Origin of the sequence: Billgrantia aerodenitrificans (assembly GCF_021404405.1) — a bacterium.
GTDB classification, from domain to species: Bacteria; Pseudomonadota; Gammaproteobacteria; order Pseudomonadales; family Halomonadaceae; genus Halomonas; species Halomonas aerodenitrificans.
Window position 1 is genome coordinate 453,644 of the sequence record NZ_JABFTV010000003.1, and the last position, 23,749, is coordinate 477,392.

Annotated in this window: 24 protein-coding genes and 1 tRNA gene; 10 read left to right on the forward strand and 15 right to left on the reverse strand. The window is 63.9% G+C overall.

The window, feature by feature from the left end:
- Positions 1-212: 212 nt before the first annotated feature.
- From HOP59_RS08275 to HOP59_RS08320, 10 genes are all read right to left on the reverse strand, one after another.
- Positions 213-1,502: a TRAP transporter large permease gene (locus tag HOP59_RS08275; RefSeq protein ID WP_234253469.1), complete on the reverse strand. Its 1,290-nt coding sequence runs from the start codon at positions 1,500-1,502 to the stop codon at positions 213-215.
- 3 nt (positions 1,503-1,505) lie between these two features.
- The gene (locus HOP59_RS08280) at positions 1,506-2,030 is read right to left on the reverse strand and encodes a TRAP transporter small permease (protein ID WP_234253470.1); all 525 of its coding nucleotides are present in this window, start codon (positions 2,028-2,030) and stop codon (positions 1,506-1,508) included.
- 67 nt (positions 2,031-2,097) lie between these two features.
- Complete coding sequence (gene dctP / locus HOP59_RS08285) at positions 2,098-2,991, reverse strand: TRAP transporter substrate-binding protein DctP (RefSeq protein WP_234253471.1); 894 nt, start codon at positions 2,989-2,991, stop codon at positions 2,098-2,100.
- 153 nt (positions 2,992-3,144) lie between these two features.
- On the reverse strand, positions 3,145-3,906 hold the full coding sequence (locus HOP59_RS08290) for a maleate cis-trans isomerase family protein (protein WP_276574323.1): 762 nt from the start codon (positions 3,904-3,906) through the stop codon (positions 3,145-3,147).
- On the reverse strand, positions 3,903-4,400 hold the full coding sequence (locus HOP59_RS08295; protein WP_234253472.1) for an acyl-CoA thioesterase: 498 nt from the start codon (positions 4,398-4,400) through the stop codon (positions 3,903-3,905). Before HOP59_RS08295 ends, HOP59_RS08290 begins: the two co-directional genes overlap by 4 nt.
- Positions 4,397-5,539, reverse strand: a complete 1,143-nt coding sequence (locus HOP59_RS08300) for an FAD-dependent monooxygenase (RefSeq protein WP_234253473.1) — start codon at positions 5,537-5,539, stop codon at positions 4,397-4,399. Before HOP59_RS08300 ends, HOP59_RS08295 begins: the two co-directional genes overlap by 4 nt.
- Positions 5,540-5,593: 54 nt before the next feature.
- Positions 5,594-7,276 (reverse strand): AMP-binding protein, encoded by a 1,683-nt coding sequence (locus HOP59_RS08305; RefSeq protein WP_234253474.1) that lies wholly within the window; start codon positions 7,274-7,276, stop codon positions 5,594-5,596.
- A gap of 21 nt (positions 7,277-7,297) precedes the next feature.
- Positions 7,298-8,542: an alpha/beta fold hydrolase gene (locus tag HOP59_RS08310; protein ID WP_234253475.1), complete on the reverse strand. Its 1,245-nt coding sequence runs from the start codon at positions 8,540-8,542 to the stop codon at positions 7,298-7,300.
- A gap of 151 nt (positions 8,543-8,693) precedes the next feature.
- The gene (locus tag HOP59_RS08315) at positions 8,694-8,954 is read right to left on the reverse strand and encodes a hypothetical protein (protein WP_234253476.1); all 261 of its coding nucleotides are present in this window, start codon (positions 8,952-8,954) and stop codon (positions 8,694-8,696) included.
- A complete protein-coding gene (locus tag HOP59_RS08320; protein ID WP_234253477.1) occupies positions 8,951-9,658 on the reverse strand; it encodes a VOC family protein in 708 nt (235 codons plus the stop codon). Before HOP59_RS08320 ends, HOP59_RS08315 begins: the two co-directional genes overlap by 4 nt.
- Positions 9,659-9,858: 200 nt before the next feature.
- On the opposite strand from HOP59_RS08320, the gene HOP59_RS08325 reads away from it, so the two are divergent.
- Positions 9,859-10,533, forward strand: a complete 675-nt coding sequence (locus HOP59_RS08325) for a TetR/AcrR family transcriptional regulator (protein ID WP_234253478.1) — start codon at positions 9,859-9,861, stop codon at positions 10,531-10,533.
- A gap of 174 nt (positions 10,534-10,707) precedes the next feature.
- On the opposite strand, the gene HOP59_RS08330 is transcribed toward HOP59_RS08325, so the two are convergent.
- Together HOP59_RS08330 and HOP59_RS08335 are read right to left on the reverse strand one after the other, a co-directional pair.
- Positions 10,708-11,919: a tyrosine-type recombinase/integrase gene (locus HOP59_RS08330; protein WP_234253479.1), complete on the reverse strand. Its 1,212-nt coding sequence runs from the start codon at positions 11,917-11,919 to the stop codon at positions 10,708-10,710.
- A gap of 349 nt (positions 11,920-12,268) precedes the next feature.
- Positions 12,269-13,147, reverse strand: coding sequence for a YicC/YloC family endoribonuclease (locus HOP59_RS08335; RefSeq protein WP_191224628.1), 879 nt, complete (start codon positions 13,145-13,147; stop codon positions 12,269-12,271).
- Between the two features lie 172 nt (positions 13,148-13,319).
- On the opposite strand from HOP59_RS08335, the gene rph reads away from it, so the two are divergent.
- The gene (rph, locus tag HOP59_RS08340; protein WP_234253480.1) at positions 13,320-14,057 is read left to right on the forward strand and encodes a ribonuclease PH; all 738 of its coding nucleotides are present in this window, start codon (positions 13,320-13,322) and stop codon (positions 14,055-14,057) included.
- A 72-nt stretch (positions 14,058-14,129) separates the two neighbouring features.
- On the opposite strand, the gene HOP59_RS08345 is transcribed toward rph, so the two are convergent.
- The gene (locus tag HOP59_RS08345; RefSeq protein WP_010625890.1) at positions 14,130-14,897 is read right to left on the reverse strand and encodes an exodeoxyribonuclease III; all 768 of its coding nucleotides are present in this window, start codon (positions 14,895-14,897) and stop codon (positions 14,130-14,132) included.
- 182 nt (positions 14,898-15,079) lie between these two features.
- On the opposite strand from HOP59_RS08345, the gene pyrE reads away from it, so the two are divergent.
- Genes pyrE through rep form a run of 4 tightly spaced genes read left to right on the forward strand, consistent with a single transcriptional unit; the run spans position 15,080 to position 18,946 of the window.
- On the forward strand, positions 15,080-15,736 hold the full coding sequence (gene pyrE / locus HOP59_RS08350; protein ID WP_234253481.1) for an orotate phosphoribosyltransferase: 657 nt from the start codon (positions 15,080-15,082) through the stop codon (positions 15,734-15,736).
- Positions 15,737-15,778: 42 nt separating this feature from the next.
- Positions 15,779-16,345 (forward strand): YfaZ family outer membrane protein, encoded by a 567-nt coding sequence (locus HOP59_RS08355; protein WP_234253482.1) that lies wholly within the window; start codon positions 15,779-15,781, stop codon positions 16,343-16,345.
- Positions 16,346-16,403: 58 nt separating this feature from the next.
- Positions 16,404-16,898: a tRNA (uridine(34)/cytosine(34)/5-carboxymethylaminomethyluridine(34)-2'-O)-methyltransferase TrmL gene (gene trmL / locus HOP59_RS08360; protein ID WP_234253483.1), complete on the forward strand. Its 495-nt coding sequence runs from the start codon at positions 16,404-16,406 to the stop codon at positions 16,896-16,898.
- Entirely contained in the window at positions 16,895-18,946 is a 2,052-nt protein-coding gene (gene rep / locus HOP59_RS08365) for a DNA helicase Rep (RefSeq protein WP_234253484.1), read from the forward strand. The genes trmL and rep overlap by 4 nt, the downstream gene beginning before the upstream one ends.
- 179 nt (positions 18,947-19,125) lie before the next feature.
- Here rep and HOP59_RS08370 read toward each other — a convergent pair whose 3' ends face one another.
- A complete protein-coding gene (locus HOP59_RS08370; protein ID WP_010625885.1) occupies positions 19,126-20,013 on the reverse strand; it encodes a c-type cytochrome in 888 nt (295 codons plus the stop codon).
- Between the two features lie 236 nt (positions 20,014-20,249).
- Here HOP59_RS08370 and lhgO point away from each other — a divergent pair, with 236 nt between their 5' ends.
- The 4 genes from lhgO to HOP59_RS08390 all read left to right on the forward strand — a co-directional run bounded on the left by lhgO (position 20,250) and on the right by HOP59_RS08390 (position 23,605).
- A complete protein-coding gene (gene lhgO, locus HOP59_RS08375) occupies positions 20,250-21,449 on the forward strand; it encodes an L-2-hydroxyglutarate oxidase (RefSeq protein WP_234253485.1) in 1,200 nt (399 codons plus the stop codon).
- A 57-nt stretch (positions 21,450-21,506) separates the two neighbouring features.
- Positions 21,507-22,334: a hypothetical protein gene (locus tag HOP59_RS08380; RefSeq protein WP_234253486.1), complete on the forward strand. Its 828-nt coding sequence runs from the start codon at positions 21,507-21,509 to the stop codon at positions 22,332-22,334.
- Positions 22,331-23,449 (forward strand): hypothetical protein, encoded by a 1,119-nt coding sequence (locus HOP59_RS08385; protein WP_234253487.1) that lies wholly within the window; start codon positions 22,331-22,333, stop codon positions 23,447-23,449. The genes HOP59_RS08380 and HOP59_RS08385 overlap by 4 nt, the downstream gene beginning before the upstream one ends.
- A gap of 79 nt (positions 23,450-23,528) precedes the next feature.
- A tRNA-Arg gene (locus HOP59_RS08390) sits at positions 23,529-23,605 on the forward strand.
- A 54-nt stretch (positions 23,606-23,659) separates the two neighbouring features.
- Here the strand turns inward: HOP59_RS08390 and HOP59_RS08395 are convergent.
- Positions 23,660-23,749 (reverse strand): IS3 family transposase (locus HOP59_RS08395; RefSeq protein WP_234253517.1); only part of this gene is annotated, 90 nt, incomplete at its 5' end.

The following is a 23,749-nucleotide window of genomic DNA, read 5'->3' on the forward strand; positions in this document are numbered from 1 at the left end:
AAAAATTTTATGCTCCGCTTGGTTGGGAAAGGGAGAAAACTGCATCGAAACAGTAGAGAGATAAAAATCTGAAGCTAGCATCCCTCTGGTGAAGGTAAATTGATCATCTGCCGCCCTGTAACAATGAGAAATGACCAAGCTGATTATTCGGTGAATATTCCCTGACCTCGCCTAGCTTTAGCTGCGCAGTATCGAGATCAGGGGGAGGGCCATTACAGACGAGAGGGAAGCCAGGTAACCAAGGCTGGGAAGATATAAGTCAAAACCATCGTAAGCACTATTAAACCGATGAATGGCCAAGCCGCGGAGTAAATCTCTTTCAGACTAACCTCGCGAGGACTCGAAGCGCTGAGGGCGAACAGGGCATAGCCGAAGGGGGGTGTAATCGCGCCGAGGGTGAGGTTCAGGAGGAAGAGTGTCCAGAAGACCAGCGGGTCGAACCCGAAGATCGCCAGCAACGGTTTGTAGATCGGGATGAGGATCAACATCAGCGCGATCTGATCCAAGAACATGCACAGCACGAAGGGAATTAGCATCAGCAAGACCAGGATGAGCAGCGTCGAGAGATCCAGTGCAGCGAGAACCGCTATTAGCTGTTGCGTAAAGCCGGAAAATGCCAAGAGTTGGGTGAGAATCTTCGATGCTGCCATGATCAGTAGGATCATCGAAGACATCAGCACGCCTCCCTTCAGGGACTCTACCACCATCTGCATCGTGAGCTTGCGATAGATCGCGGCGACGATAAGCGCCCCCACGACGCCGCAGGCGGCGGATTCGCTGGGGGTGGCGATGCCAAGAAGAATCAACCCCAAGACCGAGAAGATCACGAGGGAGAACGGCATTAGTGAAATCACGGCACTCCAGGCGGGGCGCCGTGAACGGCTCTCCGTGCGCTCGAGATCTCGGGTGGGATCAAGGTGGAGCCTTACCTGAACATAGAGAAAGAAGAGCGCCCCCGCGACGAGGCCTGGCAGTACGCCGGCCGCGAGCAGTGCCGAAATCGAAGTACCCGAGAGCATGCCGATCAGCACGACGAGGAAGCTTGGCGGGATGATCGGAGCGAGGCAGGAGCCGCCGAGAATGAGGCCCGCGAGCAGTCGGCGATCGCCGCCGCGTTTGATGCCTTCGACCATGACGGTGCGGCCGAGCATAGCGGCCACGGCAACGGCCGATCCCGAGAGCGCACCGAGGAGCACCGAGATCACCACGACGATGACATATTGCCGGCCGCGAATACGACCGATGATGTCGTCCACTGCGTCGAACAGGATGGCAATGCAGCCGGAGCGGAAGAGCAGTTCCCCCATGAGAATGAACAGCGGAACCGTGACCAGTTCCGCGGTGGTGACGGTATCGAGAATCGAGGCTGAGAAGATCGACAGCATCTGCGGCCCCATCAGTAGAAGGGCGGCGATGATGTTGAAGCCGAAGAAGGCGGCAAAGACGGGGATGCCGAGGATGAATAGTCCGGCCAGGGTGAGGAATCCGGCATAAATCGCCATGGGTCAGGCTCCTTCGGTAGGCCCGGAGGCATAGACGGCGGGATTGACGAAGAGAGCGGCGAAGCCGGCCCGCAGGACGTGGAGACCCGAAGAGGCGAAGCCGTACAGGATGACTGCGAGTAGCCACCAGCGCGGGATCGGGTAGGCGGCGGCGGTGGTCGTACCGGAGCCCCAGGCGTCGACGAGGCTGCGCAGCAGGAGCCAGCTCATCACGGCGAGAATCGTGCAGGTCAAGGCAGCGGCCAAGGCAGTTAACGCCTTGCGCAGGGTGGGCGACGGCAACAGCGACGGTAGGATGTCCATGCTGACATGCAGCCCGCGTCTGGTGACTGCGGGGGCGGTGACGAAGACAGAGCCCGCCAGCAGGTAGTTCGACCAGTCCGGTATCCAGCCGATCGGTGCGCCGAGGAAATAACGTGACATCGTGCCGACGAAGGTGAGCAGGGCGATCAGGGCCAGGGCTAACAGTCCAGCATGGAGCCCGAGTTCGCTGGTGGCGTCGTGTGCTTTTGTGAGCAGGGGTAGCATGTGTTGTCCTCCCGTCGACGTGCCGGGTCGTTCTTCTCGGGCGGAACGATCCCGGCACGTCATGGCTTCAGTCGTTGAGCAGCCCGGCCGCTTCGACGATTGCGTGCAGCGCTTCTGCGGCATCTGGGTCGCGGCTCGCGGCGAAGCTCCAGGCACCGCTGACGATGGCCTCGGACAGCATATCGGCGACCTCACCGTTGAGCGTTAGCAGTTCCATACCGGCGGCGGCCATCTTGTCATGCTCCTCCGCGTTCAGGCGGTCATAGGTAGCGGGAACCTCGTGCTCGAGCACTTCTGCCTGGGCTTCGAAGATCGCCCGTACCTCCTCGGGCAAGCCGTTCCAGAAGGTGGCATTGGCCACGATGACATGGGGGGCGGTGGCACCGGCATCGAAGTACTGATGGGTAACCTCGGCAAAGCCATAGCCCGCGGCTCCCGCGGCAGGGAAGAGAGCGCCATCCACCACGCCACGCTCCAAGGCACTGAACATCTCGGCCGGGGACATCACCACCGGTGTGCCGCCGATCGCGCTGATGTAGGGGTGCTGCGGGGGCAGGGCGCGGATCTGCAAACCTCTGAGGTCTCCGCGGCTCGACAGGTCGCGGTTAAGGTAGACCCAGTAGCCATGCGCCAGCGGCACCGAGATGGCGTGCACGCCGAGCCTGGCATAGGTCTCCTGAATCACGTCCATCGCCCCGCTTTCCCGGAACGCCTCGGCGTCGGGGCGGATGCTTTCCAGTCCGGTCAGCAGGGTAGTGGAGCCGGTATGGAAGCCGGGATAGGTGCAGAGGACATGGAAGAGGCCGTGCCGCGTGGGTTCCAGCTGCTCCAGCGGCGGAATGGTCTCAGGGCCCATCATCTGGACCCGGATCTGACCATTTGAGGCTTCCTCGAGCAGCTCGGCGTAGCGGTCGCAGATCACGCTGGAACCCGGGTAGCGATCATCCCAAGTCTTGAGCATTCGGACCTGCGTAGTGGCTTGGGCCGTGGCGGTGGACACAGTCAACACTGTGGCGGCGAGAAGGGTTGTGATTGTTTTCATGACTGACGTACCTCTACTTATTGTTGCCGGGTCGACTGGCTGTTTGGGTGCAAGGGTGATTCGTGCAAGGAGCTACTCTACCGATGCCAACGCTTCGGACAGGATGGCGCCCGCATTCGGGGTCACCGGCTCCAACTGCATGGCCTTGAGCATCGAACGGACCGTGCAGGCCGCGGCTGAGGTCACCGGTATTCCCAAGCGTGCCTCGACCTGTGCCAGTGCCCCTAGTGATGGCATTTGCACACAGGCCGAGAGGACTACAGCGTCTACGCCCTTGGTATTCAAGCGTTTGACGTCTTCAGTGAGTGCCATCGGGTCGCGCGCGGCCACGGCGAGGTTATCCTCGATCTCTAGTGCCAGGCTGTCCTGGATTTCAAACCCTTCGCTCTCGATGTATTCGGTTACCTTGGCGGCCAGAGGCTTCATGTAGGGCATGAGGAGGCTGACACGCTTGACGCCGAGAGTCTTGAGTCCCTCCACCAGCGCGCCGGCCGAGGATATGACGGGAATCGATTTCCCTTCTTCGGCAACCGCATCCTCCAACCTGGCCTTGGATGTACGGTGATAGCCGAGTCCCTGACTCATGATCGCCACCAGGCAGGCATAGCCCATCACGTCGACATTGGCATCCGCTAGCTCACGCGCGCAGCGCAGGGAGTCATGGTCCATCGCGGCCAGCTCCTCCGGGGTCACCTTCTTCATGCGCATCCGACTGGAATGAAAGGTGAAACGCTCCGGGCGGATGGCCTCCCGCTGCCGGAGCATGGCGGGAATCTCGGTTTCCATGGTGATATTGGAAGAGGGCACGATCTGCCCGACCCGATAGGTTCTCATAGCGATTTCTCCGCATGCAGGGGGTGGGCGTCGGCATAGGCCGCGATTCGGACTCTCAGCGCGTCAGGCAGGGGCACGGCGGTCCAGCTGGCGCCATCCACGGTAACCGGGCTGACCCGGGCGAGGAAGGCGACCGGCCCGGGCACCGCGGCAACCCTTCTGGCGGTGACATGGAGGTCAAAGGTGCGCGAGCGAATCTCGCCTACCCGAACCTCCATATCGAACGGGGTATCGACCGGCAGCGGAGAGCGAAAGTCGAGTTCGACGCCTCGCACCGGGAAGCTCACTCCGAGGCTCGCCTTGGTACTGTGAAGCGGCCCGCCCAGCATCAAGCTGATGAACGCCTCATGGGCCGAAATCGTGTAGTCGAGAAAGCGTGGCGTGTAGACGATGCCGGCGGGATCGCAGTCCCCCCAGCGCACCACGCGACGGATGATCAGCGGCGTATCGCCAACGACAGTTTCCATCGTGGGGAAGAAATCACAGGGCGTCATTCGGTTATCCTCACGCGTTCGGCCTCGAGGGCTTTCATGAAGGCGGGGTAGTCGGATGCGACGCGCATCGTATCGACTCGGCTGGTACGGGTCAGGTAATCAAGGGCGAAGGCGTGGGGACTGGCGTCCTGCATATGCTGGCTCATTTCCTCATACCAGGTGTAGCTCTCCTGAGCCGCGCCGATCAGCTTGTCGGCGGCCGGCTTTCGGGTGGCCACATAGGTGGCGAGTGCCGTCGGGATATCGCCCTTGGCCGCCAAGGCCTTGACTAGGGCGATGGAGTCTTCCATCGCGATCCGCGTGCCCGAGCCGATGGAGAAGTGCGCTCGTCGGACGGCGTCACCGATCAGCACCCGGTGGCCGTAGGTCCAGTGATCGTTCCAGACCGGCTGGAAATTTCGCCATTCGGACTTGTTGGAGATGAGCGGGGCGCCTTGCAGCTCATCCGCATAGAGCTCCTCCACGAAGGCTTGCCGTTGTTCCTCGGTCATGTCGCCGAAGCCACAGCCTTCCCAGGCGGTGCGATCGCACTCCATGACGAAGGTGCACCGGCGATCCGTATAGGGGTAGTAATGCGCACAGAAGGCGCCGCCCCCGGCGTTGCGAAAACTGAGAGTCGGGCGGTCGTGCACGCGCTCGGCACCGTACCAGGCGAAGGCGTTGGAGAGCTGGCTGACATGGGTGCCGAAGTCGTGGGCATAGGCGTGGCGCAGGGTCGAGTTAGCGCCGTCCGCGCCGACCAGCAGGTCGGCATCCTCCAGTGACCCGACATCGCTAATATCGTCATGGTGGATAACCTGCACGCCGACCTCGGCGCAGAGGCCCTGCAGCACCTTCAGCAATTGCAGCCTCTCGACGGCACCGCCGTACTCCTCCCCCTCGATGGAGACGGCCTGCCCATTCAGGATGATCTCCTGGTTGCCGAGCCGCTTGGTGATGCCGCTCAACCGGGCGAAACTTTCGGCATCGGCCTTTTCAAGCCGGGCCAGGCCCGCGCCGGCGAGGACGACACCGAAGCCGAAGGTGGCGTCGGGCGCATTACGCTCGTGGACGTGGATTTCCACCTCGCCGAGGCGCTTGCGTGCGAGATAGGCGAAGTAGAGGCCCGAGGGCCCACCACCGAGAACGTTGATCTTCATATTGATACCTCATCAATTATTGGCAATGCTTGAGCCGCTGATGTCAATGCGGGATCACGGATTCTCGTATGCTGTGGGGGCCTCGGCTTTCAGAGTCGCTACGATGCGCTGACGGAGGTTGGCCTTGTCGAGTTTGCCGACCTTGGTCAGGGGCAGGGCGTCGATGAGCTCGATGCGTTCGGGCCACTTAAAAATCGCCAGGCCCGCCTCCTTGAGGAAGGCTCCGAGTTCCTCGACGCTGGGCGGGGTCGCTCCGGGTTCCACTACTGCATAGAGGCAGATGCGTTCACCGTGGGTGGGCGAGGGCATGCCCACCACGGCCACATCGGTGAAGGCGGGGTGGGACATGACGGCCCGTTCGACCTCTTCGCAGTTCACCTTCTCGCCGGCCCGGTCCACCACGTCCTTGAGGCGGCCCTCGAAGGAGTAGTAGTCCTGGCCGTCGACCCAATGCTTCAGCATCAGATCGCCGGAACGGTAGAAGCCGTCGCGGGTGAAGGCTTCCGCATTGCGTTCCGGAGCATGATAATAGCCGCGGATCGTGTAGGGACCGCGCACGGCCAGCTCACCGATCTGGCCGTCGGCAACCTCGTGCTCAGTGCCGGGCTCGAGAAGCCTGACCTCGTCGTGCTCCGAGATCGGGCGACCGCAGGTGCCGAAGCGGATTGCTTCGCTATCGCCCCGTCGGGTGAACATGATGGTCCCTTCGGTCATTCCGAAGATGTGATGTCCCTCCACGCCCATCGTGCGGGTGACGATTTCGGCGGCGTCGGTGGAGAAGACCTCTCGTAGCCTCTCCGTGGGGAGGTGCCCTTGGGCGATTTCCGCCTTCATGCGCATGATAATCGGCTTGGCGGCGCCCATGATCGTGGGCCGCAGGGCGTTGTGCACCTCGCGTATAGCCTCCTGATCGACCCGCGGCGTGGCGATGACCGTGCCGCCGTTCATGAGGAAAGGCCCCCAGCCGCAGCCCATGTTGAGATTGTGCGCGAAGGGCATCGGGATAAACAGGCGATCGTCTGAGTGCCAGCCCTTGAAGGTCCAGACCTGGCGCATGTTGTAAAGGTATTCCGCATGCAAGCGCGGGATGATCTTGGGCACCCCGGTCGTGCCGCCCGAAAGTTGGAAGGCGGCGACCTGCCAGGGGTCCTGGGGTGCGGCCGCGAGCGCGGCGCGTGCCGCTGGGCTCGGGTCGCCCGCCATCAGCGCGGCCAGGTCGACGGCACCTTCCCCGGCGGTGCCGCGGGTCGAGACGATCAGTTCGAGCCCGGGCACCTTGCCCTGCATCTTCCTGGCGAAGGCATGGAAGTCGAACTTGGTCTCGTCGCTCTCGATGAAGTGGGCTTTGGCGCCACCGAACGCCGCGAGATAGCCGATCTCTGCCTCGCGGTGGGCGGCTAGGGTGCAGATCGGAATGATTCCGGCCTTCCAGCAGGCGAGGAAGGCGATAAGCGTCTCGGGCTTGTTAGTGAGCTGAAAGATCACCCGGTCGAGTGGCTTCAGCCCGAGTGACAGGAGCCCCTGCGCGGCTCTGTCGGTCAGTGCATCCAGCTCGGCGTAGCGATACTGACCGTCGAGCCAGAGGATGGCGGGCTGCTCGGCATGTCGCCTGGCCGCGGCGCGGAAGCCGTCGGCCAGAGTCTCGGTGGTGAGAACACCGGCCTCGTGCCAGCGTTTCAGGTCGGCGGTGGGCGGATAGACGACACCGGCGATGGGGTGCTGCGGTTGGTAGGTCATGATCTCTTCCTCCGGTGCGACTCAGGTGACGAGCCGGTCGCTCAGCCAACTACGGATCGCCTTGCCGGCGATGGTCTGGCCACTGGGCTCGCCAGCCACGAGGGGCTGGCCGTGGTGAGTGCCACGGATCGACACCTGGGCCTTATCCGGGGTGCCGAGGGCGTCGAAGATCGCGGCGATCTCCTCGGGAAAGACACAGGCATCCGCGGTATAGCGCACAACGAAGGTCGGTTGGTCGATCACCGGGGCGCAGCGCAGTACGCCGGCCTTCGATGACAGCCCCGACCAGGTCGACAGCCAGCTTTCCGGTGTGCAGACCTTGCCGAAACCCACCCCGTTCATGTTGGTCTTGAACGGGTCGCGCCCCCAGAGCGATCCGAGCGTGCGGTCGGTCGGGTCGAGGGAAAGATCCCAGTTGCGCAGATCGGCATCTGTGCGCGGTACCTCGAAGATAGGTTGCCAGCCCGCCATCAACCGCTCTTGGTCGGCGGCCTCGCCGGCCTTCACCCGCCGGCGTGCTTCCATGCGCTTGCTGACCAGCTCCCGGGCGGTCCTATCTATCTGGGCGACGCGGGCTCGCTGGGCCGTCCGGTAGCGATCTATGAACTCGGGGGCGTAGGTCGCCCCATCACGGGAGAATCCGTTCTCGGTGGCGAAGGGGAAGAGCGTGGGGTCCAAGGAGAGAGGGTCACTCTCGTCGGTGACGGAGGGGTCTAGCGAGTTCATGAGCAGCAGGCCCTGCCCGGGGTGCGGGGCTACCAGCACCAGCAGGTCGGGCTTGGCCATCGGGGCCTCGGCGAGCTTCACCGGCCGTCCGGCGGGTGTGCACGTTTCGCGCTGTGCCGGTGGCAGGTTGGCTTGCTCGGTGTAGTAGGCATAGAGCCCGCCGCCGCCCGAGTTGCCGACGAGCACGAGCTGATCAAAGCCATGTTCCTTCAGGAAGGTCGTCCCGGCATCCACATCCAGCAATGCCAGTTCATGCTCAAGCCTCAGGTCATTGCCCGGGTTGCGGGAGCCCTGGACCCATACTGCGGCGCCGGCGTCGAGCAGCTCGGGGACGAGATAGTGGGTGGCCAGAATCTCTCGTGGGTGCATCAGGCAGCAGACGGCGCGCTCACCGCCGCGACGATAGAGATAGCCGGTGACGTTTGCGCCATCGACGGTCGTGAGGGTGTGGACCGAGGCGATCATGTCGGCCGGCAGCCGTGTCGGGTCCCACTGTGCGCCCCTGAGCCCGGCCAGTGGCGTGAAGTCTACCGATGGCATCGTGGCCTCCTTGTTCTTGTCTTCTTCGAGAGTAGCGTCATATTGATACCCAATCAATAAATGGCCAAAAGATGGCCTCTGATAGGGGGTGTCTCTGGAGGGCTTCTCATGCCCCAGGAGCGGTTAACAATTTCTAGCCGGACCGGGCGGCTCAGAGCGGCCGGCTAGTTCCTGTGATGCGCACCTCATCGCGCCCCCAGTGGGTGATCTCGCCGTTAAGGCCGCCGGTGAAGATGCCGTACCAGACCGCGGGCTTCATCTGCATCGCCTTGCGCTCGAAGGTCAGTTCATTGGGGGCGGAGATTGTCCAGTACCCCTTCACGGGGCCGGTGATGGTCACGTCTGGCTTACCGCGCATGGTGTCGACCATGGGGCGGAACTCGGGGACATTAATGACATGTACCTCGATCATTGGGCGTCCTCCATCTTGTAGGTATTGACCAGTTTGGCCTTGCGGCGCCAGACGGCATCAATGTCTTCCATCAGCTGGCCCGCGGCGCGTGCCTCGGCCTCCACCGCCATCGCGGCTTGCAGGGTCAGGCGAGCATCCGCCTCGTCGATCGCCTCGGTGTCGCGAAGGCGGCGAGTGACTTCCACCGGATAGCCGTTCGGGTCGGTGAAATAGATCGACTCCAAGATCTCGTGTCGGGTGTAGGGCGAGACCTGGACGCCGCGCTTCTCCAACGTCTCCTTCCACTGGATCAGCTCCTTCTCGCTGTCCACGGCCCAGGCGGTATGGGTGGCGAAGTAGAAATGATGCGCTTCTGGAGCATACTTCTCGGGGCGCTCGCTGCCGATATAGTAGAAGAAGGCGATGGTGGCGCCTTTCCCGGCATCGAAGAAGAAGTGAAGGAAGTCGTGGTGGCCCGGTGGGCCCCAGCCACGTGCCGTGATCGCATGTACCAGCGGCAGGCCGAGCACATCGCGGTAGAACTCTACCGTCTCGTTCAGTTTCCAGGTTGGGCGCGCGGTGTGGTCGACGCCGTGTAGGGTCAGCCGGATGCCATCCTCCACGGCGTGCCTCACGCCGGTGAGATCGCCCGTGCCGATGCCCATCGCCTCGTTGAAGCTCTTCGCCGAGGAGGCGTCGTCGCGCGTTGCAAGCTTCTCGGTCATTGCAGTCGCTCCTTTCGAATCTTCGTGTCAGTAGGATATTGACATTTATTGAGGCTATATCAATAAAAATGGGCTTGCAAGGAAATTTGATACTGTGGCAATTTAAATGCATGGAACAGACATCAAGAACGAAGCGGCGTGGCCGCGGGCGGCCGCGGTTGGACGGTGGCAACGGTGAAGCAGTTGTCAGTAGGGAGGCAGTGATCGAACTGGCCTATGAACTCGCGCGGAGTGAGCCCCTAGAGGACGTCTCCTTCGTCAGGCTGGCCAAGATACTGGGCGTGGTTCCCGGTGCGCTGCACTACCACATTGGTACCAAGGACGACCTGACCTCCGCCATCCTCAACCGCTTCTACAAGCAGCTGTTGGCTCGGCTGATAGAGATTTCCGAGGACCTGCCCTGGCGAGAGCGCCTACGCCGGTTCGCCTGCATTCTGATGACGTGCGAGCGTGATCACCGTGGCGCGGCGGAATATATCCAGACGAAGGCCAAGTTCCGGGTGTTCCAGAAGGTCCGCTCGGGGGAGACCGACTATGGGGCGGCCTATCTGGATCACGCCTTCGGCATGTTCCGGGAGGCGGGCTTCGACGCCGAGCAGAGCGCGATGTTTTACCATGTGCTCGCCCTCCATTGCCTGGCCGCTGCCAACTCCCATGTGGCGCATCTGGAACCGGCGGAGCATGAGCGCTTCCTATTAAAACAGGCGAGCAGCCTCCCCGCAGGAACCATGCCCGGCCTCGATTTCGCCCTCAGGGCCTTCTCAGGCATCCGGGCGGATGACGCCTTCGAGTTTGGACTGGAGGCATTGCTGGATCGCTTCGCCGCTGCGCGCAGGTCTGAGCCTAAGCAGACGGTGCATGATGGCGTGAGCTAAGGTTCCGTCCGAGCGATATGCATAGTGTAATGCGCAGTGGAGAGGCATCGAGCTTACGAGAATGCAAGCAGAGTTCAGGTCACCTCGGGTTTTAAATTTGGAAACTGCTCCTAAGAGGGGCACTTATGCTACCGCAATCTGTCCTTAGATCTCTAATGTTCTTCTGACGCTTCGCTAAATTGCAGGCTCAACCAAAGCTGCCACCTTTGCCAAGGCCTCCTTCCTTTCATCGAAGTAGTCGTAACGGTCATAGATCCCTTCGATGCCCCTGAGCTTGTGATTCAGGCAGCGCTCCGCGACATGGCCTGGGACGCCAGCGGCAGCCAGCAGGCTGCGGCAGGTGCGTCGCAGGTCATGCACCGTGAACTCGGCGATGTCGTTCATCCTGTTCTCCGGCTGCTGCTTCTTGCCGGGCTCCTTGCCAAACAGCTTGGCAATGGCGCGATTCAGGGTGTCCTTGCCCATGTGTGGCCGCTTGCTGCTGCGGCGGCTGGGGAAGACGTAGGGCGAGCCACAGGCGCGGATCTTGAGCTCTTCCAGCCAGCCCACGGCCTGCGTAGGCAGGGGGATGACGATCCCTGTGCCTGTCTTGCTCCGCTCACCGGACAGGTTCCACCGGCTGCCCTTCAGGTCGAATTCTAACCACTGGGCCTCGGTCAGCTCGGTCTTGCGCACCCCCAGGACGAGCAGCAGCGCACACGCGAGGTAGTTTTCACGGGTGAAACTCTCGCGGTTGTCCCTGAAGATTTGGAAGACCTGGTGAATTTCCTCGACGGTGAGGGCGCGGTCACGGCTTTTCTCGATGCCGCCGGCGTCGTTGACGCTAAAGGCAGCTGCCGGGTTATAGGTAAGCAGGCCTAGCTTGATGGCGTGGTTGAAGAGCTGCTTCAGGTACATCAGGGTGTCGTTGGCGATGGCCGGGCGCCCGCTGCCAGCAACCTTGCGAATGATGGCACGCACGTCCATTGGGGTAACGTTCTCCAAGGTCTGGTGCCCAATGGACGGGGCGATCTCCTTCTCGAAGATGCGCTTCGGGATGCGTGGATGCTTAAGGCGCTTCTCCAGTTCGTGATACCAGTCGTCGAACAGCTCCCTGACGGAGTGGATGGTGATCTGCTCTTCCCGCTTGCGCTCCTCGACAGGGTCGATGCCGCTCCGGATGGCCCTCTGAGCCTCGACAGCTTGCTCACGGGCCTCAGCCAAGGATAGGTTCGCGCACTTGTCCAGCGTCAGCTCACGGCGCTTTCCAGCGAGCGTGTACCGATGCATCCAGTAGGGAGCGCCCTTTTTGGGGATCATCAGGTACAGGCCGCTTCCATCGCTGTAGCGGCCAGGTGCACCGTCCTTGATCAGGGACTGGACCTTCTTGGCTGTAAAATTCCCCATCATCCCCTCCTGGCAAGTGCCGTCAAAAATTTGAAACAAATGTTTGGATTCTTGGCGGCCAAGGTCGGGCGTCGCTCAGTAACTCCATGTTTAGCCAAACCCTTCATGCCTGGCATGCATGAGAGGGCTGTCGCTGGAAAGGAGGCCATGTCCGGGAGTGAGCGTTTGAAGTGGGGAGTACCCATGGAGCAATTTCGCCTTTTGGTGGGGAGTACGCCGGGTTACTCTCCATTGTACTCCCCACTTGGCACAGGCTTAAGCTAGATTTTCGTAGACAACCGTAGACAACGGATGCGTTATTTGTCTTGAAAAAAAAAGGGTTGTGGAATTTGGTGGCTGAGCGTGGACATCACTCGATGTTCTGGATCTGCTCGCGCATCTGCTCGATCAGCACCTTGAGCTCCACCGCGCAGCGGGTGGTGCTGGCCACCGCCGACTTGGAGGAGAGGGTGTTGGCCTCGCGGTTGAGCTCCTGCATCAGGAAATCGAGGCGGCGCCCCTTGGGCCCCTTCTGGCCGAGCTGGCGCTCCACTTCGCTGACGTGGGCCTCGAGCCGGTCGAGCTCCTCGTCCACGTCGGCCTTCTGGGCCAGGAGCACCAGCTCGGCTTCCAGGCGCTGGGGGTCGAGCTCCGCCTTGACCGTTTCCAGACGCTCCAGCAGCTGGGCGCGCTGACGCTCGAGGATGGTCGGCATCAGGCGGCGCACTTCGGCAACCTGCTCGCGCACGCCGGCCAGGCGTTCACGAATCATCACGGCGAGCTTGTCGCCTTCGCGGGCGCGGGCCTCGATCAGCTCGTCGAGGGCGGCCTCGAACAGCGCCGTGGCTTCCGCCTTAACCAGGTCCAGGTCGATGCCCTGGGCGTCGAGCACGCCGGGGTGCTCCAGCAGCGACAGGGCGTCGGGCATGGCGACCTGGGGCAGCGCTTCGCGAATCTCCCCCAGCGCCGCGGCCAGGGCCACCAGGCGGGTGTGATTGACCGCCAGGGTCTCGCTGATGTCGGTGGGTTCGAAGCGCAGGTGACACTCCACCTTGCCGCGGGCCAGGCGCGTGCGCAGCGCCTCGCGGAAGGCGGGCTCCAGATCGCGCAGGGCCTCGGGCAGCCGGAAGAAGGGTTCCAGGTAGCGCTGATTCACCGAGCGCAGCTCCAGCTGCAGGCTGCCCCAGTCGTCCTCACGGCTCTGGCGGGCAAAGGCGGTCATGCTGTGAACCTTGCTTTGGTCAACCATGGGAACTCCTTGTTCGGTCGTCGGCACTTCGGCAGCACGGACGGGATGTGAGACGAGGAGTTTAACCGATTACCCGCCCCGACCGTGTAGAATGGCCAGCCATTCGACACCGATGCCCAGGGCCACCCGCCCGGCCCGGCGTCACCCAGTTCGTATCGATTCGAGAGGTAACATGGCTTCCGACCTGAAACGTCCCAGCGGACGGCGCCCCGACCAGCCCCGCGAGATTCGCCTGACCCGTGATTTCACCCGCCACGCCGAGGGTTCGGTGCTGGTGGAGTTCGGCGACACCAAGGTGCTGTGCAACGCCAGCGTCGAGGCCGGCGTGCCGCGCTGGCTGCGCGGCAAGGGGCAGGGCTGGGTCACCGCCGAGTACGGCATGCTGCCGCGCGCCACCCACACCCGCGGCGACCGCGAGGCGGCCCGCGGCAAGCAGGGCGGGCGCACGCTGGAGATCCAGCGCCTGATCGGCCGCTCGCTGCGGGCGTCGGTCAACCTCAAGAAGCTGGGCGAATTCACCATCACCGTGGACTGCGACGTGATCCAGGCCGACGGCGGCACCCGCACCGCCTCGATCACCGGCGGCTGCGTGGCGCTGGTGGACGCCATCCGCTATTTGCAGCGCAAGAAGCTGATCAAGGGCGATCCCTTCGTGCAGCTGATCAGCTCGGTCTCGGTGGGATTGTTCAAGGGTCTGCCGGTGGTGGATCTCGACTACCCCGAGGACAGCGGCGCCGACACCGACATGAACGTGGTGATGGCCGAGTCGGGCGGGCTGATCGAGGTGCAGGGCACCGCCGAGGCGGGGGTGTTCTCCCGCGAGCAGCTCAACGCCATGCTGGAACTGGCCGAGAACGCCGGCGCCCAGCTCTTCGAGCACCAGCGCGAGGCCCTGGGCATTCGTCGCTGAATCAAAACGCAGTGCGCCGGCATCCAATGCCGGCGCACTGCAGCCCGGTCGGGCCGCGACGAAGGGGTGTGCTTACAGCGTCAGGTCGTACTCGACGAACAGCGGGGCGTACTCGCTGAAGGTGGCGTCGTAGTCGATCCAGGCGTCGACCACGTGGCGACGCAGGTTGGGCCCGACGATCTGATAGTCGATCCGCCAGCCTTCCTGGCGTGAACGCGGCACATCCTGGTCGAGCTTGGGCCAGTAGGTGTACTCACCGGCGTCGCGGTTGATCTCGCGGAAGGTGTCGATGAAGCCGGTGGGGCCGAATACCTGGTCCATCCAGGCCCGCTCTTCGGGCTTGAAGCCCGGCGTGGTCTGGTTGTCGGCCCAGTTCTCAAGATCGATGGTCTTGTGGGCGATGTGCCAGGTGCCGCAGATGATGTACTCGCGACGCTTGCGTGCCATCTTGTTCAGGTATTCCTGATACTGGGCCATGAAGGCCTGCTTGGCGGCATAATCGCTGCCGTCGGGCATCAGGAAGCTGGCGATGCTGAAACGGTCGTAATCGGCTTGCAGGAAGCGCGCCTCGTGGTCGCACTGGGGAAAGCCGAGGCCGTACATGATCGCCTTGGGTATCTTGCGGCAATAGATCCCCACGCCGGAGAAGCCGTCCTCTTCGGCATCGAGGAAGTAGCCTTCATAGCCTTCCGGGTACAGAATGCTGTCGTCGAGTTCGAAACTCTTGGCCTTGAGGTTCTGCACGCAGATGACGTCGGCGTCCTGCTCGGCCAGCCAGTCGAGGAAGCCCCGTCCGACCGCCTCGCGGATTCCGTTGACATTGATGGTGGCAATTTTCATACATGGTCCCTTTGACGTCGCGCGTGTATGATACCCGACGTTTCGACGTTTGGGTAAATGGCCCGCATGGATATTCCATGGTAGGACACAGATTCCATCCCATGGGGGCGTGAACAGGGCTTATGAACCGGGTTCATGAACTGAACCTTATGAATAGCAGGGGGAGTGAGGTGTCGGCCAGCATGCAAGCCTATCAGCGGGAGTTCATCGAGTTCGCGATCGAGCAGGGCGTGCTGAAGTTCGGCGAGTTCACCCTCAAGTCGGGCCGCGTCAGCCCCTATTTCTTCAATGCCGGGCTGTTTCGCACCGGCAGCGCCCTGGCGCAGCTGGGCCGCTTCTACGCCAATGCCATCGAGACCAGCGGGCTCTCGTTCGACGTGCTGTTCGGCCCCGCCTACAAGGGCATTCCGCTGGCAGCCACCACGGCGGTGGCGCTGGCCGACCATCACGACCGCGACCTGCCCTTCGCCTTCAACCGCAAGGAGGCGAAGAGTCACGGCGAGGGTGGCAACATCGTCGGTGCCGAGCTTGCCGGGCGTATCCTGATCATCGATGACGTGATCACCGCAGGTACTGCCATTCGCGAAGTGATGGCGCTGATCGAGGCCGCCGGCGCCGAGGCGGCAGGGGTGGTGATCGCGCTGGACCGCCAGGAGCGCGGCGAGGGCAGCCTGAGCGCCATCCAGGAAGTCGAGTCGCGCTACGCCATGCCGGTGGTCAGCATCGTCACCCTGGACATGGTGCTGAGCTACCTCGAGCAGCAGTCGAACCAGGAATTACAGGGACATGCGGCCGCCATACGCGACTATCGTGCGCGCTACGGTGTCGCCGCCGAGTGAATTGTGAAGCGCGATTCAAGCGCATCTTATGAGGAGTCGTCGATGAAAACGCTTGGACACTTCGCCAAGGCCGTGCTGGCCACCGGCATTCTCTTCGCTGCCACCGGCGCCCATGCGGCGGGCAGTCTCGATCTCAACCTCGGCCCCGATGCCGTGCAGTTCGAGGCGGCCGGCGAGATCGCCCACGGCGTGATGCTGGGCGGCGGCGTCCTGCACAGCGATTATCGCGAAGATGCCACCATCTACCACGCCCAGCTGCTCGGCGCACAGCGCACCCGCGAGCGCGACGTGGGCATCGGCGCCCGCTGGACCCAGTACGACACCGACTACGGCAACGGCGGCGGTCTCGGCCTGGGCGGCTATGGCTATGTCTACCTGCCCCAGGCGCCGTCCGTCTCCGTGGGCGGCTACGGCTTCTACACCCCCAGCGTGGTGACCAGCGGCGACCTGGACGACGGCTACGAATTCGGCGTGCGCGCGCGCTACGCCTTCACGCCCAACGTCGACGGCTACGTCGGCCTGCGCCAGGCGGCCGCCGACTTCGACAACCGTCACGGCAACCGCACCCTGGATCGTGGCGCCCAGGTCGGGGTTCGCCTGAGCTTCTGATCTCTCGCTGTACCGGCGGGCCCCGACGGGGTCCGTCGGCGTTCTCTGGCAGGCCGCCATGCTCGACGTCGTACTCTTCGAACCCGAGATCCCGCCCAACACCGGCAATCTGATCCGGCTGTGCGCCAACAGCGGCTTTCGCCTGCACCTGATCGAGCCGCTAGGCTTCGTGCTCGACGACAAGCGCCTGCGCCGCGCCGGGCTCGACTACCATGAGTGGGCCGCCGTGCGCGTGCACCGCGACTGGCCTTCCTTCGTCGCAGCGCTGCAACCCGAGCGGGTGTTTGCCGTCTCGACCCGCGGTCGTACCGGCTACCACGAGCCTAGCTACCGCCCCGGCGACGTGCTGCTGTTCGGTCCCGAGACCCGCGGCCTGCCCCAGGTCATGCTCGACGCCCTGCCGCCGGAACAGCGCCTGCGTATCCCCATGCTGCCTGACAGCCGCAGCCTCAACCTCTCCAACGCCTGCGCCATCCTGGTGTTCGAGGCCTGGCGTCAGCTAGGCTTCGCCGGTGCGGCGGAATTCGACAGGCCAACCGAGGCACGCCCATGAGCATTCAGCAGCGCCTGGCCAAGCTCAACCCCCGTCAGCAGGAGGCGGTGCGCTATATCGACGGCCCCTGTCTGGTGCTGGCCGGTGCCGGTTCCGGCAAGACCAGCGTGATCACCACCAAGATCGCCTACCTGGTGCAGGAGTGCGGCATGAGCGCCCGGCGCATCGCCGCGGTGACCTTCACCAACAAGGCGGCCCGCGAGATGAAGGAGCGGGTGGGGCAGATGCTCAAGGGCAAGGAGGGCCATGGGCTGACCGTCTCGACCTTCCACACCCTGGGCCTCAACATCATCCGCGGCGAACTCAAGGCGCTGGGCTACAAACCGGGCTTCTCGCTGTTCGACCCCGAGGACGCCAAGGCACTGCTGCGCGACCTGATGAACAAGGACGCCCAGGTCGATGCCGAGCAGATCAACGCCGTGCAGCACCAGATCTCGGAGTGGAAGAACGACCTGGTGCTGCCGGGCCAGGCGCTGTCCCATGCCGTAGATGAGGACGCACAGTACGCCGCCCGGGTCTACGAGGCCTATGTGCGCCACCTCAAGGCCTACAACGCGGTGGACTTCGACGACCTGATCCTGCTGCCGGTGGTGCTGCTCAAGGATAATCCCGAGGTGCTGGCGCGCTGGCGGCGCAAGATCCACTACATGCTGGTGGACGAGTACCAGGACACCAACGTCTCGCAGTACCTGCTGGTCAAGCTGCTGATGGAAGAGCGCAAGACCTTCACCGTGGTGGGCGATGACGATCAGTCGATCTACGCCTGGCGCGGCGCGCGGCCCGAGAACCTGGTGACCCTGGGCGAGGACTTTCCGCGGCTCAACGTGATCAAGCTGGAGCAGAACTATCGCTCCACCGGCACCATCCTGCGCGCGGCCAACACGCTGATCGCCAACAACCCCCACGTCTACGAGAAGACCCTGTGGTCGGAGATGGGCCAGGGTGCGCCGATCCGCGTGGTGGTCAACCGTCACGAGGAGGCCGAGGCCGAGCGGGTGGCCAGCGAGATCCTCACTCGACGCATCAAGGAGCGCGCCGAGTGGCGCGACTTCGCCGTGCTCTACCGCGGCAACTTCCAGGCCCGCCTGCTGGAGCTGAAGCTGCAGCACTACCAGATCCCCTACAAGCTCTCCGGCGGCACCTCGTTCTTCTCGCGCAACGAGATCAAGGATGCCATGGCCTACCTGCGCCTGCTGATCAACCCGGCCGATGACAACGCCTTCCTGCGTATCGTCAACGTGCCGCGCCGCGAGATCGGCCCCGGCACGCTGGAGAAGCTGGCCAACTATGCCACCGAACGCGGCGCCTCGCTGTTCGACGCCTGCCACGAGCTGGGCCTGGAGCAGCAGCTGCCGGCACGGGCGGTGGAGCGGCTCGGGCGTTTCACCCACTTCATCGACGGCGTGCGCCAGCGCATGGACCAGGGCGATGCCCTGGCCGCCATTCGCGGCATGCTGCACGAGATGGACTACGAGGCGTGGCTCTACCAGAACGCCAGTGCGCCGACCATCGCCGAAAAGCGCATGGCCAACGTCTGGACGCTGATCGACCAGCTCGAGAAGTCGATGAAACGCGACCCGGAGGAAATCGAGGCCGAAGAGAGCGCCGAGGCCGACGACGTGGAAGCGGCCATCTCACGCCTGGTGTTGCGTGACATCCTCGAGCAGCAGGCCGAAGAGGACGACACCGACCGGGTGCAGCTGTTGACCATGCACGCCTCCAAGGGGCTCGAGTTTCCCCACGTCTACCTGATGGGGCTGGAGGAGGAGCTCTTGCCCCATCGTAATGCCATCGAGGCCGGCACGGTGGAGGAAGAGCGGCGCCTGGCCTATGTGGGCATCACCCGGGCGCGCCAGACCCTGACCCTGACCCTGGCGCGGCAGCGCAAGGCCTTCGGCGAGATGATGGACTGCGTGCCGAGCCGTTTCCTCGATGAACTGCCGGCGGAGGACCTGGAGTGGGAGGGGCGGCCGGACCGCGAGGACCCGGACAAGAAACAGGCGCGGGGGCAGGATGCCATCGCCGGGTTGCGCTCATTGTTGGGCTGAGGGCTTTCCACTGAGCTGAGGGCTTTCCACTGCGCTGAGGGCTTTCCACTGAGCTGAGGGCTTTCCACTGAGCTGAGGGCTCTTCACAAGCTGAAGGCTCTTCACAAGCTGAAGGCTCCTGCCACCAATGCAAACGGGGCGCCACTGGCGCCCCGTTTGCGTTACCGCTCTTGGCTGGATCAGCGAACCGGCTCGACCAGGTAGTCGGTAGCGGCACGCACTTCGTCGTCGGAGAGGTTGGCGTGGCCACCCTTGGGCGGCATGGCGCCGATGCCGTTGATGGCATGGTCATAGATGGTGTCCATGTCCTGCTCCATGCGCTGGGCCCACTCACCCTCTTCACCACGGCGGGGGGCACCGGCGGCGCCGGTCATGTGACAGGCCATGCACGCCTGATTGTAGATGGCTTCGCCGTCGATACCGGCCCATGCCGGCTCGTCATCACCGGCGGCTGCTTCTTCGGTAGCGGCTTCTTCCACGGCCTCGTCTTCCACCGCTTCTTCGGCTGCCACGGCGGCCGCTTCGGCTTCCTCTTCCACCGGACCCTCTTCGGTCACGGCTTCTTCGTCGGCGGCGGCATCTTCGGCAGGCGCTTCATCAGCGGCCTCTTCGCCGCCGATCTCGGGAACGTCCATCACCGGCTCGAGCAGATAGGCGGTGGAAGCCGCGACCTCCTCGTCGGAGAGGTTGGGGTTGCCACCGCGGGCCGGCATGGCGCCGATGCCGACGATGGCGTGCTCCAGCAGGGTGTCCCAGCCTTGGTCGATACGCTCGCTCCACTCACCCTCTTCGCCGCGGCGGGGAGCGCCGGCAGCGCCAGTATCGTGGCAGGCCATGCACACGCGCTGGTAGATGGCCCCGCCATCGATACCGTTGGCCGCGGCCTCGCCGTTGCCGTTGGCGGGTGCCGCGGCCGTGCCGCAGTCGTCACCCACCAGGCAGAGCTGGCCGATGGGCTTGATGCGCTCGGCAATGGCATCGCGGTCCACTTCGGCGTGCACGGTCGCAGCGCCTGCAGTGAGGCCCACGGTGGCCAGACAGCCCAAGATCAGTTTGCTGGATTTCACTCTCACCACCTCTCGACGGTCCTGTAATCGTTATCTGCCCATGGCGATGTCTGTACGCAACGGCCGGGCGCCTGAATGCAATGCGCACTAGTATACCGACAACCCAAACCGCTGGAAAACGCCGTTGCCCACGCCTTTGGCATGAAGGGCTCGTGCCATTGGCTGGCAAGCCCAACGGGCCAAGGGTATCGTAATGGCCATCCTTCTGGCGATCACACTGGCGACGCGAGGCCCACGTGTACGATTTCATCATTCTGGGTGGCGGCATTCTCGGCCTTTCCACCGCGATGCAGCTGATCGAACGCTACCCCGAAAAGAAGATGCTGCTGCTGGAAAAGGAGAGCGGCCCCGCGCAGCACCAGACCGGCCACAACAGCGGTGTGATCCATGCCGGCGTCTACTACGCGCCAGGAAGCCTGAAGGCGCGCTTCTGCCTCGAGGGCAACCGCGCCACGAAGGAGTTCTGCGACCGTCACGCCATCCCCTACGAGGTCTGCGGCAAGCTGCTGGTGGCCACCAACGAGCAGGAGATGCAGCGCATGGAGGCGCTGTGGGAGCGCACCGCCGCCAACGGGCTGGAGCGCGAGTGGCTCTCTGCCGGTGAACTTAAGGAGCGCGAACCTCACATCACCGGCCAGGGCGCCATCTTCGTGCCCTCCAGCGGCATCGTCAGCTATGCCCGGGTAGCCGAGGCCATGGCCGACGAGTTCCAGCGTCACGGCGGCCAGGTCCGCTACGACCATCGGGTCACCGGTATCGCCGAACGCACCGGTGAGGTGCTTGTCAGCACCTCTCAGGGCGAGTTCAGCAGCCGCTATCTGGTGACCTGCTCCGGACTGATGGCCGATCGGGTGGTGCGCCTGCTGGGCCGCAATCCGGGCTTCACCATCTGCCCCTTCCGCGGCGAATACTATCGGCTGTCCGATCGCCACAGCGATATCGTCAAGCACCTGATCTATCCCATTCCCGATCCCAGCATGCCGTTTCTCGGCGTGCACCTGACCCGCATGATCGACGGCTCGGTGACCGTGGGGCCCAATGCGGTGCTGGCGCTCAAGCGCGAAGGCTACCGCAAGAGCGACGTCTCGCTCGCCGACATGGCACGCATGTTCAGCAATCCCGGCATTCTCAAGGTGCTGGGGCGCAACTTGCGGCCGGGCCTGCACGAGATGAAGAATTCGCTGTGGCGTCGCGGTTATCTCGAAGAGGTACGCAAGTACTGCCCCAGCCTGACGCTGGACGACCTCGAACCCTGGCCCGCCGGGGTGCGGGCTCAGGCCGTTTCCCGCGACGGCCGCCTGATCGACGACTTCCTGTTCGTCAATACCAAGCGCACCGTCAACGTCTGCAATGCCCCATCGCCGGCTGCCACCTCGGCGCTGCCCATCGGTCGGCACATTCTCGACAAGGTCAGCGCGATGGTGCAGTCGAACTGATCGAACCCGTTCGCAGCAACAGTGGGTGTCGGCTGCGTTGCCGAGCGAGGCATTAACATGGCCAAGCGCCTTTCCGAACGCTGTCGGCAGGTCCTGGGGCGACATGGCCATGTCGTGCTCGTGGCAGGCCTCATGGCCGTGTGGGCGCTGCTGGGGCCAAGGGTGGCCGCCGCGCTGCTGCTGCCGGTCTGGGTGATCGTGGCGCAGCTGATCTTTCTCGGCAGCTTCGAGGCGGCACGCCTGCGCCGCCGGGCCTGGCTGGGGCAGTACCTCGTCGCCGCCTCGCCCTGGCAGCGCTGGCTGCGCGGCGGCCTGCTGATGGCCCTGTGGCACCAGGGCCTCGCCATCCTGCTGGCTCTACTGTTGCTGGTGAAACTGCGGCTCCTTCCGCCGGTCTATTGGCCAGTGCTGTTGATGTCGCTGGTGGCGCTGGTGCTCATTCAGCAGCTCCTGAAGCGGCGGCTGCAGCGCCATGTCATTGGCGAGTACCTCGCCGCGCTGGTGCGACGGCTGCTGGTGTGGCCCGCCGGCGCGCTGCTGGCATTGCTGCTGGTACTCACGGCGCTCTGGCTGCCGCAGCCCTACCTGGTGGGGCTGGGCTGGGAAGAAGCCGTGATACGCCACACCTCGACGGCGGCCGGCGACGGCCTGCTGGGCGCATTCGAGCGCTTTGGCCAGGCGCTCGAACTGACCCAGTTCTGGGCCATGCAGAACGCCCTCGAGCGACACGGCCTGGGCCAGGGATTGATCTTGTTCGGCTGGTTCCTGCTGCTGCTCACCCAGAGTGCCTTTGCCTGGGCCGTGGTGAGGCTGGCGGTCGGCGCCGATGCCCTGCGCGATACGCTCGGGCACTTTCGCAACGCTGGAAGGAAGGATGCACCATGACATCGATGGCCGAGCCCCTGCGACGTGTACCGGCCGCCTACTGGTGGCTGACACTGCTGCTCGTGCTGACGTTGATGCTCGCGCTGGGCTACGGCTATCGACAGCTGCAGGAGCGCAGCGAGGCGCCGCTATTTCGGGTCGTCGTCAACGGTGAGGCGCTGATTCTGGACGGCGAGTCCCATGCCGCTCTGGGCCAGGAGCTGAGCGTGCTCGCCGGCCGGCTCGATCTACATCTGCGTGACGAGATGCAGCCGTGGCTGGATGCGCGTCTCGATACCGCCTTCGCACCGCTGGAGGCGGCCATACCCGAGTATCTCGACTGGCACTTCTCGCTGCGGGGCAGCTACCTGCGTCTGGCGGTGGCGCTGGGCGGCGATCTCGACGAGTGGCTCGAGGCACAGCTCAACGAACGGCTCCTCGAGCGCAGCAATATCGCCGCGGCGCTGGAAGAGCTGGAAGCCGATTTCGGCGCACGTCTGGTCGAAGTGCAGCAGCGAGTCGTGGGGGAGATCGGCAGCACGCTGCAGACACGCTATGCCCCCCGTCAGGCCGCGGCGCGAAACGAAGATGAACTCCCCACCATCGATCTCGATCTGGCCCTCGAGGGCACGCTCCAGGGCCGCTGGGACGAGGCGCGCTGGGGTACGGCGGGGGCCGGTGGCATCGTCGGCTTCGCCGCCGGGCGCGCACTAACGCAGCGGCTGGTGGCCGGCACGGCCATGCAGGGCTCGCGTGCCCTGATGGCCCGTATCGCGCCGCGCCTGGGCATGCATGCGGCGCGTTCGGTGGGCGCCGGCGCGGCGACCACGGCCGCCACCGCACCCAGCGGCCCGATGGCGCTGTTGGCCGGCACCGCCGCAACGGCGGTGGCGCTAGCCGGCTTTGCCGGCACCGAATACGCCCTGCTCAAGGCCGAGGAGAGCCGCTACCGCGACGACATGCACGCCGAGCTCGAGCTCGAGCTCACGCGTGCCAGGGCCGAAGTACGTCAGGCCCTCGAGGCCGCCGCGAGCGACTGGACGCAGTCTCTGGAGCGCAGCTTGCGGCGGGGTATCCACGACGCCGAAGAGGCTGCGCAGATACCGTCGCAATACCGCATCTTGGGAAGCCGCTGAGCACTGCCTGGGCTGGACAGTCCGGGCGGCGGCGGTTACGATGTTCGCCGCTTCTCAGCAAGCCTTCTCAGTAAGCAAAGCGCCCGTAGCTCAGTTGGATAGAGTGTTGGCCTCCGAAGCCAAAGGTCGCAGGTTCAAATCCTGCCGGGCGCGCCACGAATTCGAAGCCTCACGGTTCTTGAACTGACCCCCAATAGTTGGACGGTTCATTCAGCCGGCGCCCACGGCCTGAGTCCTGTACTGTACGGGGCTCAGGCCTTTTAGTCTCTGCTTCATCCGGTGATGGTTGTAATAGTGGAT

Coding starts and splice junctions, on each gene's coding strand:
- HOP59_RS08275 (WP_234253469.1), bottom strand. CDS start 1,502: ATGGCGATTTATGCCGGATTCCTCACCCTGGCCGGACTATTCATCCTC.
- HOP59_RS08280 (WP_234253470.1), bottom strand. CDS start 2,030: ATGCTACCCCTGCTCACAAAAGCACACGACGCCACCAGCGAACTCGGG.
- dctP (WP_234253471.1), bottom strand. CDS start 2,991: ATGCTCAAGACTTGGGATGATCGCTACCCGGGTTCCAGCGTGATCTGC.
- HOP59_RS08290 (WP_276574323.1), bottom strand. CDS start 3,906: ATGAGAACCTATCGGGTCGGGCAGATCGTGCCCTCTTCCAATATCACC.
- HOP59_RS08295 (WP_234253472.1), bottom strand. CDS start 4,400: ATGACGCCCTGTGATTTCTTCCCCACGATGGAAACTGTCGTTGGCGAT.
- HOP59_RS08300 (WP_234253473.1), bottom strand. CDS start 5,539: ATGAAGATCAACGTTCTCGGTGGTGGGCCCTCGGGCCTCTACTTCGCC.
- HOP59_RS08305 (WP_234253474.1), bottom strand. CDS start 7,276: ATGACCTACCAACCGCAGCACCCCATCGCCGGTGTCGTCTATCCGCCC.
- HOP59_RS08310 (WP_234253475.1), bottom strand. CDS start 8,542: ATGCCATCGGTAGACTTCACGCCACTGGCCGGGCTCAGGGGCGCACAG.
- HOP59_RS08315 (WP_234253476.1), bottom strand. CDS start 8,954: ATGATCGAGGTACATGTCATTAATGTCCCCGAGTTCCGCCCCATGGTC.
- HOP59_RS08320 (WP_234253477.1), bottom strand. CDS start 9,658: ATGACCGAGAAGCTTGCAACGCGCGACGACGCCTCCTCGGCGAAGAGC.
- HOP59_RS08330 (WP_234253479.1), bottom strand. CDS start 11,919: ATGGGGAATTTTACAGCCAAGAAGGTCCAGTCCCTGATCAAGGACGGT.
- HOP59_RS08335 (WP_191224628.1), bottom strand. CDS start 13,147: ATGGTTGACCAAAGCAAGGTTCACAGCATGACCGCCTTTGCCCGCCAG.
- rph (WP_234253480.1), top strand. CDS start 13,320: ATGGCTTCCGACCTGAAACGTCCCAGCGGACGGCGCCCCGACCAGCCC.
- HOP59_RS08345 (WP_010625890.1), bottom strand. CDS start 14,897: ATGAAAATTGCCACCATCAATGTCAACGGAATCCGCGAGGCGGTCGGA.
- pyrE (WP_234253481.1), top strand. CDS start 15,080: ATGCAAGCCTATCAGCGGGAGTTCATCGAGTTCGCGATCGAGCAGGGC.
- HOP59_RS08355 (WP_234253482.1), top strand. CDS start 15,779: ATGAAAACGCTTGGACACTTCGCCAAGGCCGTGCTGGCCACCGGCATT.
- trmL (WP_234253483.1), top strand. CDS start 16,404: ATGCTCGACGTCGTACTCTTCGAACCCGAGATCCCGCCCAACACCGGC.
- rep (WP_234253484.1), top strand. CDS start 16,895: ATGAGCATTCAGCAGCGCCTGGCCAAGCTCAACCCCCGTCAGCAGGAG.
- HOP59_RS08380 (WP_234253486.1), top strand. CDS start 21,507: ATGGCCAAGCGCCTTTCCGAACGCTGTCGGCAGGTCCTGGGGCGACAT.
- HOP59_RS08385 (WP_234253487.1), top strand. CDS start 22,331: ATGACATCGATGGCCGAGCCCCTGCGACGTGTACCGGCCGCCTACTGG.